This is a genomic window from Rhizobium sp. R711, assembly GCF_002211365.1.
Classification (GTDB): Bacteria; Pseudomonadota; Alphaproteobacteria; order Rhizobiales; family Rhizobiaceae; genus Rhizobium.
Genome location: NZ_LOKZ01000004.1, coordinates 78,784 through 92,102 on the forward strand (window position 1 = coordinate 78,784; position 13,319 = coordinate 92,102).

The following is a 13,319-nucleotide window of genomic DNA, read 5'->3' on the forward strand; positions in this document are numbered from 1 at the left end:
TCAGGGCGTTTAGCGCGCCGTCACTACAATTTGATGACGCCGGCTGTGGGCAGGGCTTCGTTTGGCAGAAATGGAAAACCATGCGGGGCGTTGGGCCTTTCCCGCGGCGAGCTTTCCTGCTTCTCTTGCAGCAAGGAGGATCGCTCATGCGATTTGTGCTGCGTCTCTTGAAATCACTTGCTCTTCTGTTTGTCGTCATCGTCGCCGCGGGCGCTGCTTGGCTTTATGCCAGGCCACCTGAGTTGCTGCGGGTGGGCGATGGCTATGCGGCCAAGATCGTTTGCTCGAACGTATTTCTCGCAGGGCGCGATCCTGAGCAGGTGCTCTATGAAGATGTTCAAGCTCCGGGAAATCCGTTGTTACGGCTGGTACGGGTGGCTGTCGACAGGCAGGAAAAACGGGTTACTGCGCGCATTCTCGGGCTCTTCGCACCGGGCTATGCAATGTACCACGGCACGCTTGGCTGCAGCAGCGTGCCGGACGGTGACTTTGAAGCGGCGGCCGGCGCAGTGGCCGATCACCCGGTCGCCCCAGAATCGCAAAACGACGCTATCTGGCCGGACGGCAATGCCGTCGCGAAGGCTAATGACACCCACTTGCAGGCGCTGCTTTCAGACGGCGATTTGACCGGTCCGGCAATGCGTGCGGTTGTCGTCGTTCACAATGGCCGCATCATTGCGGAGCGCTATGGGGATGGTTTCGGTCCGGCAATGCGGCTGATCGGCTGGTCGATGACGAAAACCATAAATGCGGCGATCGTTGGCCGGCTGATGCTCGACAACAAGATGGCATTCGATGACGCTGCACTCCTGCCGGAGTGGCAGGACGGCGATTATTCAAAAATCAAGCTCAGCGATCTGTTGGGCATGGAGAGCGGCCTGGCCTTCAACGAGAGTTATGGCACGGTCGCCGATGTCACACGCATGCTCTATCTCGATCCCGATATGACGGCGCGACCAGCGAGCCTCCCGTTGGAGGCGAGCCCCGGCGAGCGCTTCAACTATTCGAGCGGCACGTCGGTCCTGATCTCAAAGATATGGATGGACAGGATCGGCAGCCTGCAGGCAGCGCTTGCCTATCCAAAGACAGCGCTGTTCGATCCGATCGGCATGTCGAGCGCTGTACTGGAAGTTGATGCTCGTGGCACCTTTGCCGGTAGTTCCTACCTTTATGCCACCGCGCGGGACTGGGCGCGCTTCGGACAGTTCCTTCTTCAGGACGGCGTCTGGAATGGACAGAGGCTGTTGCCGGAGCGGTTCATGACTGCGATGAGGACGCCGACGATGGCCTCAGGTGGCAAATATACGCAGGCGCAGGCCTGGCTTGCCGCGCCGGGCGGCGACAGCAGCGCCGTTGCCGGTCTGCCAGATGACACCTTCTGGATGGAGGGGCACGATGGGCAGAGCGTTGCGATCGTGCCATCGGCCAAGCTTGTCGTCGTCAGGCTCGGGCTGACGCCGAGTTGGCTCCGTTATAAGCCACAGGTCCTAGTGAAGGAGATTCTAGCGACGCTGCCTCGGCAGTAGTCAGTAGTTGCCGTTCGCGACGTTGTCCATGCCCTTGCGCTTGGCGTCGTAATAGTAGCCGCGCGCATAAAGGCGGACTGCATCATCTTCGCTGTTGTCGGAGACGAGCCACGCGCCACGAAGATATTTGGCGGCGTATTTAATGTTGGTCTCGGCGTCAAACAGGCCGGCGGGTTCGCCTTCGTAGCCCATGGACTTGGCCGTATTGTATTTGATCTGCATCAGGCCGAAGTAACCGCGCTTGTTATAGGCCTTCGCATTGTATCGGCTTTCGCGATGGACGACGCGATGAAGCAGCGAAGCTGGCACTTGGTAAAGCTTCGAGTACTTGTCGATGATCTTGGTGATCGCACTCTTCTCAACCGTCGGGGCGCCATCGTCGTCACTGTCGCTGAACATGGGAGGCGCGGTCGGCGGGTCGGATGGGCCCGATGTGTCGAAGCCGTAGTCCATCATCGGATGCGGCGTGGTATCGATTGCGGAAAGCGCCGCGATGGCGCTACCGGCTTGAGGCGTCGCGGCAAAAGCGAGCTGCGTCGACGGGGAAGGGGTGCCCGGGCGCGGGATCGGCACGACGGACTGAATCGCGGTCATCTCCGGCGTAAGCGGAATCTGCGCATAACCCGCAGCCGTCGTCGCCTGGGCTTGACCGCTTGACTGAGAAGTATCGGTTGCCGGCATGGCGGGTGCTGCCAAAGCCGTTGCCGTTTGACTGGCGGCGGTGATCATCGCCGTCTGCGTCGCTCCTTCGCCGGCGGGCACGGCCGCAAGCGTAGCGTCTTCGCCGGGCTTGGGAGTGGGAACAACGGTCTGGGCTGCGGTCAGTTCTGCCTGCGACGTGTATTCGACGCTCGTGCATCCGGCAACAACGCCGCAGAGCATCGTCGAAACGATGAGACTGCGTTTCAGGCCGGAAAAACCGATCGCTACCATACTCTCACTTTCGTGAATGCGCCGCCCCGGCAGCGTTAGAAGTTATCAAAAACCTTAAGCCCAGATTCCGCAATTAACGTATTCGTTGCTTCGCTGCAACCCGCCGAAAATCTTTACGCGGCGATGCGGCGATAGCCGGCCGTTACGGCGCCTGCGGCAATGAGCAAAGTGCCGCCGGTACGGTTGACTGCGCGCTGAACGCTTGCCTTGCGGATCAGGCCGCGTGCCGCGTTTGCAGCCAGCGCATAAATGGAGGCATTGATGGTTGCGAGCACCAGGAAGGTGGCTTCCATGATGAGCATCTGGCCGAAGAACGGCTGAGACGGATTCAAGAATTGCGGAACGAATGCGACGAAGAATACGATGCTCTTCGGGTTGAGAGCCGTCACGACGTAGGCGTGGAGGAAAACCTTGAGCGATTTCTTTTCGGGCAGGTTGTCATTGTCTGCCATCGGTTCGGAAATCACCGGCGCACGCCAGAGTTTGATTCCGAGCCAGATCAGGTAGGCGCCGCCGATCCACTTCAGCACGGTGAACAGCGTCGCGGAGGCCGCGAGCACGGCCCCCAATCCGAATAGCGATGCGGTCATCGCGGTGAAGTCGCCGAGCGCAACGCCGGTTACCGTCGCGAGCGCCGTCTTGCGTCCATGGCCGAGGGCATAGGAAACGACGAGGAGAATCGTCGGGCCCGGGATGGCGAGCATGATTGCAGACGCAGCGGCAAAAGCGAACCAGGCTTCGAGCGACATGGAATCTCCTCCTATTCCCTAGGGCAAAAGCAAAGACACCATATTAACTGTCAGTCAATCATGCGGCCCGGTATTTCTGACCAATCGTATCCATGACTTCGCCGAACCAGTCGGCTGAGACGTCGAAGGCTTTGCCGCCCTTGATGCGCGGGAACTCGATCGTCCTCAGCTTGCCGTTCTGCGCTTCGTCGTGACCGGTGACGCCAGATACCTTGTTGAGCGCGCTTTCGACGGCAAGGTCGGTCATGCTCTGAATGAGGCGAAGGTCATCGCCGTTGGCGGGGGCCGAACGTGCAAAGTAGCCGGACTTCTGCACCAGCGAGCGCTCGGCATTGATGAGGCCCGCGAACTGCTTCTGGAACCAGCCGCCGACATTGATCGTGTCGATCTTCACGTGGCCGAAAGCGTCGCGCTTGATGGTCTCGCCGGCCGCTTCGCGTTCCGCCACGATGGCGTCAAGGCAGGCGCCTTCCGAGACGAATACGGTTGCATGGCCCGTTCGGTCCATGACTTCCTTCAAGCGAGCCGCTTCCGCATCGAGGTCGAACGCCATTTCGGGCAAATAGACCGCGTCGATGCTCTTCATCTTGGCGTTCGTCATCATTCCATCGACATATTCATAGTTCTTCGTCCGCTGCAGATAGGCGCGGGCGGTCGCCGCCGTCAGCCAGCCGCAGTGACGTCCCATGACTTCATGGATGATGAGGGTGCGCGGTGCTGCCGTCTGCTCGTTGCTGACGTTGTCGAAGAAGTGCGCGCCGACTTCGGCGGCCGTCCACGCGCCGAGTGACTGGCGGATGGGCACGACATCGTTGTCGACCGTCTTTGGCAAACCGACGACCGTCAGATTGTAGCCATTGGCGGCGAGATATGCCGCGAGATCGGCGGCCGTGGTGTTGGTGTCGTCGCCGCCGATCGTGTGAAGGATGGTGACGCCATCGCTGGCGAGCCGTTCGGCAGCCACGCGCAGCGGATTTTCGCCTTCCTTGACGAGTCCGCGCTTCACGCAGTCGGCAGCATTTGTGAGCTTGACGCGGCTATTGCCGATTGGCGAGCCACCATAGCGATGCAGAAGCGGCGCCTTCTCCCGCATGTCGGCAGTGATCTTGATGCTGTCGCCGAGGAGCACGCCCTGGTAGCCGGAGCGATAGGCGACAAGCTCGATGTCAGGCGCCACGTCGCTGTAGCGTTCTATCAGTCCGCCAACCGCGGACGACAGACAGGGTGCCAGGCCTCCAGCCGTGAGCATTGCGACTTTCTGTTTGGCCATGATCCCTCCAATGTCTCATATCAGCGCTGTTGCGTGCTGCTTACCTGACGCATGGATGCGACAGGGAAAGAGGCATGTAAAGTGTAGTTATTGTGAAAATAGGGCCCGGAACGGCGAAGATAGACAGAAGCGATGATATAATCGTTTCAAGCTCGAGATCGCACTTCAGAAGGGCTGTGGAAAGCGCGATCGTCGCTCGCCGGCCGCAATTAGAACCTGCCGCGTACGCGATCTTGCGAGGCTTCGCACTGCGACCATAAACGAATTGTGAAAAGTCTATTCAACCCTACGACCAATCGCCGCCTTGCAAAGGCAGGCATTATTTGGTCAAGGTATTTCTCCTATTTGCACTGCGAGAGACTTTTATGTCCTTCTGGGAAAAACTGCTGAATGCCATAGGCAACACCGCGGGCAACGTTCTTTCTGCGGTGGTCGAGGCTATCCGGACAGTTTTCGAGGGTGATCCCGAGACGCGCCGCAAGGTCGCCTTCTCGGTCGCCATCATCGCTCTGTCGGCAAAGATGGCAAAGGCGGACGGAATCGTGAGCGAGAAGGAGGTGAGTGCCTTCCGCGAGATCTTTGAATTCCCGCCCGAGCAGGCAAAGAATGTCGCTCGCCTCTATAATCTGGCGCGTCAGGACGTCGCCGGTTATGAAGCCTATGCGGAACGTCTTTCGTCCTTATGCGTGACATGCGCAGCCAATTGCCCGGTGCTGGAAGAGGTGTTGGACGGTCTCTTCCATATCGCCAAGGCCGACGGGCTCATCCATGAAAAGGAATTGGCGTTCCTGCGGCACGTCGCCGAGATCTTCCATATGAATGAAGAGCATTTCGAACGGATCGCCGCGCGCCATGTCTCCATGGGTCGCGATCCCTATAAGGTGCTCGGCGTTTCGCCATCGGACGACTTCACGACGATTCGCCGCCGTTATCATGGGCTTGTGAGCGAACACCATCCGGATCGGCTGATTTCCCGCGGCGTTCCGGCCGAGTTCCATGCCATTGCCAACGAGCGTATGGCTGCGCTGAATGCAGCCTACGAGGCGATCGAGAAGGAACGCCGCGCCGCATGACCTCATTCGAGGCCGATTTCCGGAAGGCAACTGTTCGTCCTTCGCCCAATCACGGCGAGCGTGCGGACGGGCGCAAGCCTAACATGATCCTTCTTCACTACACAGGCATGCCGACGCCCGAGGGAGCGCTGGAGTGGCTCTGTCGCGACGACAGCCAGGTGTCGAGCCACTACTTCGTAGGTGAAGATGGCGCAGTTCTCCAACTGGTGCCCGAGGAGCGTCGTGCCTGGCATGCCGGCAAAAGTTACTGGCAGGGCGAGACCGACATCAACTCCTTGTCGATCGGGATCGAGATTGCCAACGCCGGTCATCCTGGCGGACTTCCTGAGTATCCCCAAGAACAAATTCGGGCGGTCATCGAATTGTGTCGCGATTGCGGCCAACGTTGGTCCATTGCCTCCGAGAGGGTGCTCGGACACTCCGATGTGGCGCCGATTCGGAAGGTGGATCCGGGGGAAAAATTTCCTTGGTCAGAGCTCCACAGGGCCGGTATCGGCCACTGGGTTGAGCCCGCGCCGATCTCCGGTGGAAGATTTTTCCAACGCGGTGACCGCGGCCAACCTGTCGAAGCCCTACAGTCGATGCTCTCGCTCTACGGTTATGCGACGGAAATTACAGGCGAATTCTCCGACAAGATGGCAGGCGAGGTCGAGGCCTTCCAGCGGCATTTTCGGCCCGCCCGAATCGACGGAATTGCGGATTTTTCGACGATTGACACGCTGCACCGTCTGCTGGCGTCGCTTCCGCGTTACTGCTCATAAGTAGTACTTTTGAAGTGGCGCTGACTCCCGGGATTTCGAGAGTCTGCTACGTCGCCACATCATTTCCCTATTATCTCCTCATTGCGATGGTCTAACGCCAATCGTCGAACGGCGCCGCTTGTTTTGTTTGGGGTTTTCTAGCGGTCGTCAATTGAAACAAAAAGAATTGTTGCAGAATATCTAATATAGATCTGCTGCATATGTCCGGATTGTTATTTCAAACACGATCCGGAAGTTCTTTGGGTCGGAGTAATTAGACTGAATGAATAGGTTTATTTCTGCTGCAGTGTGCGCGGGTGCACTGTTGATGGGTATGAATTGCGCGTTCGCGGGCGAATGGGGTGCAAGATCTCAGACGGTTCCTTTGAAGACTGTTGACCGGACTAGTGGCTATGCGATGCCGGACTTCACGACCACGACCAACCAGTATTCAGCTCTCATCGTCAAATACGCAAACCAGTACAATGTGCCGGTCGAGCTTGCTCAAGCGGTCGTGCGTGTAGAGAGTAATTTCAATCCGAATGCACGCGGTAGCGCGGGCGAAATAGGTCTCATGCAGATCAAGCCGGCGACGGCTAGGATGATGGGCTATTCGGGGACGAGTAAGGGATTGTTCGATCCGGAGACAAACATCAAGTTCGGCATGAAATACCTGGCCGCGGCGCATCAGCTTGGCGGTGGTGAGACCTGCGACACGATTCTGAAGTACAATGCCGGCCACGGCGCAACCCGCATGAATCCGGTCTCGAAGGCCTATTGCGGCAAAGTCCTGGCGATGCTCGATTGATCAGCTGAAACTGCTTGTTCGAGAGTCACGTCGACGAGGCACTTAACAATATGATTCAACATGACGCCCGTGTTATCTGGCCTCGGAAATGAGGTGACACGTGGCAGTTGATTTCAAGGTGATCATCGTCGGGCGCGGAATGATGGGCGCGGCTGCTGCCCGCCATCTTTCCGGGATGATTGAGGGTATTGCGCTCATCGGCCCCAGTGAACCGGTCGAGCGCAAGAGCCATAATGGTGTTTTTGCCAGCCACTATGACGAGGCCCGCATCACGCGGTCCTTCGACGACAATATGGTCTGGGCGACGCTCGCGGCTCGCTCGCTCGATCGCTACGGGGAAATCGAAGCGAAAAGCGGTATTTCCTTTTTCTCGGAAGCGGGTTGTCTGTTCGCCGGACCGCCCACGCGACGGGGTGAAGGGTATCTCGGGCGGGCGTTGCAGGTGAGCGAAACGCTCAATCTCGACGTCGAATTGTTGACGCCGGCGGCGTTGCGCGCGCGCTTTCCGCAGTTTTCCCTCAATCCTTCGTTCGACGGCTATTTCGAAGGGCGGCGGGCAGGCCACATCAATCCGCGCGCTTTGGTTCGGGCGCAAACCAAGCTTGCCGAGCAGGCGGGTGTGACGGCCATCGACGCGACCGTTACCTCCGTTCGCGACCAAGGCGCATCCATCGAAGTCCGCGCAGGCGGCAAGAGCTATACTGCAGAGCGCGTACTGGTCGCCGCCGGCGGCTTCAGCAATTTCAACAATCTCCTGCCAGCGCCCATCGATATCAGAGTTGCTGCCCGCACCGTTGCGTTCTTTGAACTTAGCGAGCGGGAGACGGCGATTTTCTCGAAAATGCCTTCAACGATCGTCTTTGGCGACCGCGACGAGGACCACGTCTATATCTTGCCGCCTGTGCGGTACCCTGACGGTCGGACCTATCTGAAACTAGGCGGCGATCTTGAGGCGCGGTCATTCGAAACGCTCGAAGATATCGCGGCGTGGTTTCACTCTGACGGAGATCTGCTGGAGCGCGATAATCTGGTCTCAACGGCACTGCAACTAATGCCGGCTCTGGCTGGCTGCCCGACCACCTCCGCGCCGTGTGTGGCAAGCTTCACGACAACAGCCTATCCCTATGTGGGCTATACGGATTCTCCCCGAATTGCAGTTTTGGCAGGTGGCAATTTCGTTGCCGCAAAGTCATCCGATGAGCTCGGCCGACTGGGCGCTATCGTCCTGACGCAAGGCTGGCTCGGCGCCGAGGACTTTGGTAGGGAGCTGACGCCCGTCTTCCGCTAGGCACGCATCCGGTCGGGGAGGTGCCTTGTCGCCTGTTGCATGTATGCGTAGAGACCCACGATATTTCAGTGGCATTCGCTTCGCGTCTCCGCTAAGGGAGCCGTGCCAGTTGGCCGGGCAGCCGCGCTTTACCAATGCCGAAAGGCGGTAGGGTGAGGAAAGTCCGGGCTCCACGGAAACACGGTGCCGGATAACGTCCGGCGAGGGCGACCTCAGGGAAAGTGCCACAGAAAGCAAACCGCCTGCCTCGGCAGGTAAGGGTGAAAGGGTGGGGTAAGAGCCCACCGCATCTCCGGCAACGGCGATGGCAAGGTAAACCCCACCGGGAGCAAGACCGAATAGGGATGACGTGGTAGGCGCGAGCCTTCCGGCCGGTTTCCAGGTCAGTCGTCCGGGTGGGTTGCGTGAGGCAGCGTGCAAACGCTGTCCCAGAGGAATGGCTGCCACGTTCCGGCTTCGGCCGGGGCCATACAGAACCCGGCTTACAGGCCAGCTGGCGAACTCTCTTTGCAGATGTTGTCGATTAGTGGGCGGTCGGTGCCTTCGCCAGGCATTCATCGCAGATGGTGCTGCTGCGGGCGAGAATGGACCAGCGCTTGAATATCTTGCCGCAGGAAACGCATTGGATATCGGTTGTCATGCCAGACTGCGACAACGGAATACGCTTTTCCGGCTCAAAGCGACCGTAAAGAAGTCCCTTTAATGTGAAGTTTGTCATAGCATTACTCCACGATTACTTATTTAGTTTTCAGTAATATGCTGTAGCGCTGAACTAATTCAATTCTCCGGCTCCTTATTATTTTGCACGTGGCAATATCCGAATAGCTTGGTCGCTTACTTCAAAGGAGATAGCGGCCGCATGCCTCGTCACGCGGGCGCCTCCGACCGGCGTCCGCCACCATTGAGGAGCGAGCCCTAAGCCTTTGTTGGAAATCGCATATTTGGATGTACCGATATGAAACATGTGCCGCCTTTCGGAGCGTGCTTGAAGCGCGCCTGCCTGGCATCGGCAAGCGCGATCCTAACGCTTTGTTAAACTTAACAGCTTATAAATTTTCGATACTGCGCTCATCGTGAGACGGGCGTTTCCCATTGACGCCCATATGGTCCCATGTTATCCCATTTATGCACTGCGCAAGGGCAAGTATGTGCCCGCCAATCGCAAAGCCAAGGTGTCTTCCGTTCCGGAAGCGCCGGATGGGATCTTGCCCATTCGGCTCGCGAAGCTGTGCCTGAATTTCGAGGTTCCGGGCTTGTGAGTTCAGTCCGGGCTCTTTCGGGAACGGATGTTTCGTGTCATGAGCCGCTTCCTTTCAAATGCGACCAACAGAATCGATTCCAAGGGCAGGGTTTCCGTGCCGGCGGCCTTTCGATCCGTGCTGGCGCAGCGCAATGTTCAGGAGCTCTATTGCTTCCAGGACTTTGTATTTCCGGCGATCAGCGTCGGCGGTCCGGATCTCCTGGAGAGATTCGAGCGTCAGATTTCTGCGGAGGATCCGTTTTCGCCGGACGCGAACGAGATGTCGCTTCTCATCCACGGGGGCGGTATTTTCATGAAGCTCGATGCGGAAGGTCGGCTGATGGTCACGGATTTCATCCGCGACTTCACCGGTATCTCGGACGAGGTGACCTTCGTCGGTCGGGCGGATCATTTTCAGCTGTGGCAGCCGCAAGCATTTCAGGCTGCCCAGATGCAGGCACGAGGAGGGCGTCGGCTGGCGGGCGGGCGTTCCTAACGGTACGAGGGAACGGAATGGCGGCGAATCCTGGCGGAGATTCAATTGATGCCGGTGGCGGACCGGTTCGCCACATTCCGGTTCTTCTCAACGAGGTTCTGGTTGCGCTCGAGCCGTTGCCCGGCAAAATCATTCTGGATGGCACCTTCGGCGCTGGCGGCTACACTTCTGCCATTCTGAGCGCTGGTGCCTGTGTGATCGCCTTGGATCGCGATCCGACTGCTATCGAAGCCGGTCAGGCCCTTGTCGCGGAGAGCCAGGGTCGTTTGAAGCTCGTTCATTCGCAGTTCTCTCAATTGGCAGAGGCTGTTCCATCCGAAGGGTTGGATGGGGTCGTGCTCGACATCGGCGTGTCCTCAATGCAGATCGATGAGGCTGAGCGCGGCTTCTCGTTCCAGAAGGATGGACCTCTGGATATGCGTATGTCGGCTGCAGGCGTTTCCGCGGCCGATGTGGTCAATCGCGCCAAGGTCGCAGATCTGATCCGCATCTTTCATTTTCTCGGAGAGGAAAGTCAGTCGCCGCGCATCGCGCATGCGATTGAAAAGCGGCGGGCTGAAAAGCCGTTCGAGACCACGCGCGATCTTGCCGGGTTGATTGAGCTCGTCACGCCGCGCAAGATGAAGGACAAGATTCATCCGGCGACGCGTGTCTTCCAGGCGCTCCGGATATTCGTCAACGATGAGCTGGGCGAACTGGCGCAGGCGTTGTTTGCGGCCGAGCGCGTCTTGAAGCCCGGCGGACGTCTTGTTGTCGTTACCTTCCATTCGCTCGAGGACCGGATCGTCAAGACGTTCTTCTCCGATCGCGCCGGCAAGGCTTCGGGCTCCCGTCATCTGCCCGTCGCGCATGAGCGTGCGGCGACCTTTGAGCGCATCGGCAAGCCCATGGTCTCGGCAAGCGAGGCTGAAGCCGCTGCAAACCCGCGGGCTCGGTCAGCCAAGTTGCGGGCAGGGTTGCGCACTGCGGCGCCCGCTGAAGCGGCAGATATTTCCATCTTCGGATTGCCGAATCTGGCGAGTCTCGGAAAGCTCGGAGCCTGATATGCTGAGAACCTTGGACCTCATCCTCGTCGGTGTCATGACAGCGGCTGCGGCTGTCACTTACACGATCAAGCACCATGCCGAGCTCAAGCTCGAGGAAGTTCATCGCCTCGAAGCGGAGATCAAGCTTGAGAAGGATACCATCGATCTGCTGAAGGCAGATTGGGCGCTGCTGTCCCAGCCGAACAGGCTCGAGCGGCTCGTCAACAACTACAACGGTGAGCTTCAATTGCAGCCAACGGCTTCAACGTCGCTGGTTCACTCCAAAGAACTGCCGATGTTGAAGTCGCAGGTCCCTGTTCCTGACGTTACCGAAGCGAAGGCCGGTTCTGGAAAGGCAAAGCCGAAGGCAGTAGCGCCGCAGGCCGAAGAAGAAGACATGATGGCAACCGGATCGGTGGAGTAGAGATGTCGTTTCTTTCACGCATCATGGTCTTGAAGAGCCAGGCGCATTTCTCCGCCGGCACACACAACCGCCTCGGCGGCAATATGCCGATCGAGGGATCGCGAAAGAAGAGGGCGGGACAGGCCAAGAGCCGCGTTGGGCTCCTGATCGTCGGCTTCCTCGGGGTCTATTGCGTCATCGGCGGGCGTCTTGTCGAATACGCGATCCGTGATCCCGAGGTCGTGTCCAGCATCCTGCCACCGGATCGTCTGATGGCCTCGCGTCCGGATATCCTGGATCGAAACGGCGAAGTGCTGGCGACCGACATTCGCACGGTCTCGCTCTTTGCCGAGCCGAACAAGGTCGTTGACGCTGACGAGGCGGTCGAGAAACTTGCCACGGTTCTGCCCGACCTTGACATGAAGGGTACCTACAAGAAGCTCGCAAACCGCACCTCCCACTTTGCTTGGCTGCGTCGCCAGCTGACGCCGAAGCAGCAAAGCCAGATTCTCGCGCTCGGCATTCCCGGCATCGGCTTCCGGCCGGAGAAGCGCCGCTTCTATCCGGGCGGCCCGACTGCCGCGCACATCCTCGGTTACGTCAACATCGATAACCGTGGCGTTGCCGGCATGGAAAAATACATTGACGATCAAGGTCTTGCCGACCTCGCTTCAGTCGGTATGACAAGCGACCAGCCGCTCGAGCCGGTTCGCCTGTCGATTGACGTCCGTGTCCAGAACATCGTGCGCGATGTCGTCGTCAACGCCGTCAAGAACTACGAGGCAAAAGGCGCCGGCGCCGTTATCCTCGATATTCATACCGGTGAAGTGCTTGCAATGGCATCGGCCCCGGATTTCGATCCCAACAACCCGTTGGAAGGCGCCAAGGAAGGCTGGCTTAACCGCATGTCGAACGGCACGTTCGAGATGGGGTCAACCTTCAAAACCTTCTCCCTCGCAATGGCACTCGACACCGGGAAGGTCAGCCTCAACGACAGCTTTGATGCGACGCAACCGATCCGTATCGGCGGCTTCACCATCCACGACTTCCACGGCCAGCGCCGTTGGCTGACGCTGCCCGAGGTGTTCCAGTACTCGTCGAACGTCGGTACCGCCCGTATCATCGACATCGTCGGCATCGATGCGCAGAAGGACTATCTGACGAAACTCGGTCTGCTCACCAAGATGCGGACGGAGCTACCCGAGGTGAAGATGCCGAGCCAGCCGAAGGTCTGGAAGAAGATCAACTCGGTGACGATCTCCTTCGGTCACGGCGTTTCCACGACCCCGCTGCAGACGGCGGTTGCCGGTGCGGCACTCGTCAATGGCGGCAAGCTGATTGAGCCGACCTTCTTGCCGCGTAACCGCGAACAGGCCGACGAAGTTGCAGAAGTAGTCGTCAAGAAGACGACCAGCGACGACGTTCGTTATCTCTTCAAGCTGAACGGCATCAAGGGCTCGGGCCGTAATGCCGACGTTCCCGGCTTCAACGTCGGCGGCAAGACCGGCACGGCGGACAAGGTCGTCAACGGCCGTTATGCGTCGAACCTCAACTTCAACGCGTTCCTTGCGGCATTTCCGATCGATGACCCGAAATATGTGGTGCTGACGTTCTGCGATGAACCGCACAATGGCGAGAAGGGGCAGAACATCGCCGCGTACACGGCAGCGCCTATGGTGAAGAACATCATTGCTCGTGCAGCGCCTATTCTCGGTGTGGAACCGAAGTTCGGTGACGACGGATCGGCCATGTTGGTGTCTTATTGAGT

General features: G+C 58.7%; 13 protein-coding genes and 1 other RNA gene. 10 read left to right on the forward strand and 4 right to left on the reverse strand.

Features of this window, described 5'->3' with window-relative positions:
* The first annotated feature begins 146 nt into the window (after nucleotides 1–146).
* Complete coding sequence (locus ATY80_RS08160) at nucleotides 147–1,526, forward strand: serine hydrolase (RefSeq protein WP_088691939.1); 1,380 nt, start codon at nucleotides 147–149, stop codon at nucleotides 1,524–1,526.
* Here the strand turns inward: ATY80_RS08160 and ATY80_RS08165 are convergent, their stop codons facing one another.
* The 3 genes from ATY80_RS08165 to ATY80_RS08175 all read right to left on the reverse strand — a co-directional run bounded on the left by ATY80_RS08165 (nucleotide 1,527) and on the right by ATY80_RS08175 (nucleotide 4,478).
* A complete protein-coding gene (locus ATY80_RS08165) occupies nucleotides 1,527–2,459 on the reverse strand; it encodes a lytic transglycosylase domain-containing protein (protein WP_088691940.1) in 933 nt (310 codons plus the stop codon). It lies immediately after the preceding gene.
* 113 nt (nucleotides 2,460–2,572) lie between these two features.
* Complete coding sequence (locus tag ATY80_RS08170) at nucleotides 2,573–3,208, reverse strand: LysE family translocator (RefSeq protein ID WP_088691941.1); 636 nt, start codon at nucleotides 3,206–3,208, stop codon at nucleotides 2,573–2,575.
* A 58-nt stretch (nucleotides 3,209–3,266) separates the two neighbouring features.
* The gene (locus ATY80_RS08175) at nucleotides 3,267–4,478 is read right to left on the reverse strand and encodes a pyrophosphate--fructose-6-phosphate 1-phosphotransferase (RefSeq protein WP_088691942.1); all 1,212 of its coding nucleotides are present in this window, start codon (nucleotides 4,476–4,478) and stop codon (nucleotides 3,267–3,269) included.
* A gap of 365 nt (nucleotides 4,479–4,843) precedes the next feature.
* Here ATY80_RS08175 and ATY80_RS08180 point away from each other — a divergent pair, with 365 nt between their 5' ends.
* The 5 genes from ATY80_RS08180 to rnpB all read left to right on the forward strand — a co-directional run bounded on the left by ATY80_RS08180 (nucleotide 4,844) and on the right by rnpB (nucleotide 8,888).
* On the forward strand, nucleotides 4,844–5,551 hold the full coding sequence (locus ATY80_RS08180; protein WP_088691943.1) for a DnaJ family molecular chaperone: 708 nt from the start codon (nucleotides 4,844–4,846) through the stop codon (nucleotides 5,549–5,551).
* Entirely contained in the window at nucleotides 5,548–6,312 is a 765-nt protein-coding gene (locus ATY80_RS08185; protein ID WP_088691944.1) for an N-acetylmuramoyl-L-alanine amidase, read from the forward strand. Before ATY80_RS08180 ends, ATY80_RS08185 begins: the two co-directional genes overlap by 4 nt.
* Nucleotides 6,313–6,574: 262 nt before the next feature.
* Nucleotides 6,575–7,099: a lytic transglycosylase domain-containing protein gene (locus tag ATY80_RS08190; RefSeq protein ID WP_088691945.1), complete on the forward strand. Its 525-nt coding sequence runs from the start codon at nucleotides 6,575–6,577 to the stop codon at nucleotides 7,097–7,099.
* 100 nt (nucleotides 7,100–7,199) lie between these two features.
* A complete protein-coding gene (locus ATY80_RS08195; protein WP_088691946.1) occupies nucleotides 7,200–8,387 on the forward strand; it encodes an FAD-dependent oxidoreductase in 1,188 nt (395 codons plus the stop codon).
* Between the two features lie 105 nt (nucleotides 8,388–8,492).
* Nucleotides 8,493–8,888: RNase P RNA component class A (gene rnpB / locus ATY80_RS08200), an RNA gene on the forward strand.
* Nucleotides 8,889–8,910: 22 nt separating this feature from the next.
* Here rnpB and ATY80_RS08205 read toward each other — a convergent pair.
* Nucleotides 8,911–9,105, reverse strand: a complete 195-nt coding sequence (locus ATY80_RS08205) for a hypothetical protein (RefSeq protein WP_088691947.1) — start codon at nucleotides 9,103–9,105, stop codon at nucleotides 8,911–8,913.
* 580 nt (nucleotides 9,106–9,685) lie between these two features.
* Here ATY80_RS08205 and mraZ point away from each other — a divergent pair.
* From mraZ to ATY80_RS08225, 4 genes are read left to right on the forward strand one after another with little or no spacing between them, the layout of a single operon-like run.
* Entirely contained in the window at nucleotides 9,686–10,123 is a 438-nt protein-coding gene (gene mraZ, locus ATY80_RS08210) for a division/cell wall cluster transcriptional repressor MraZ (protein ID WP_088692059.1), read from the forward strand.
* A gap of 17 nt (nucleotides 10,124–10,140) precedes the next feature.
* Nucleotides 10,141–11,166 (forward strand): 16S rRNA (cytosine(1402)-N(4))-methyltransferase RsmH, encoded by a 1,026-nt coding sequence (rsmH, locus tag ATY80_RS08215; protein WP_088691948.1) that lies wholly within the window; start codon nucleotides 10,141–10,143, stop codon nucleotides 11,164–11,166.
* Nucleotide 11,167: 1 nt separating this feature from the next.
* Complete coding sequence (locus tag ATY80_RS08220; RefSeq protein ID WP_088691949.1) at nucleotides 11,168–11,572, forward strand: hypothetical protein; 405 nt, start codon at nucleotides 11,168–11,170, stop codon at nucleotides 11,570–11,572.
* A 2-nt stretch (nucleotides 11,573–11,574) separates the two neighbouring features.
* The gene (locus ATY80_RS08225) at nucleotides 11,575–13,317 is read left to right on the forward strand and encodes a penicillin-binding protein 2 (protein WP_088691950.1); all 1,743 of its coding nucleotides are present in this window, start codon (nucleotides 11,575–11,577) and stop codon (nucleotides 13,315–13,317) included.
* Nucleotides 13,318–13,319 lie beyond the last annotated feature (2 nt).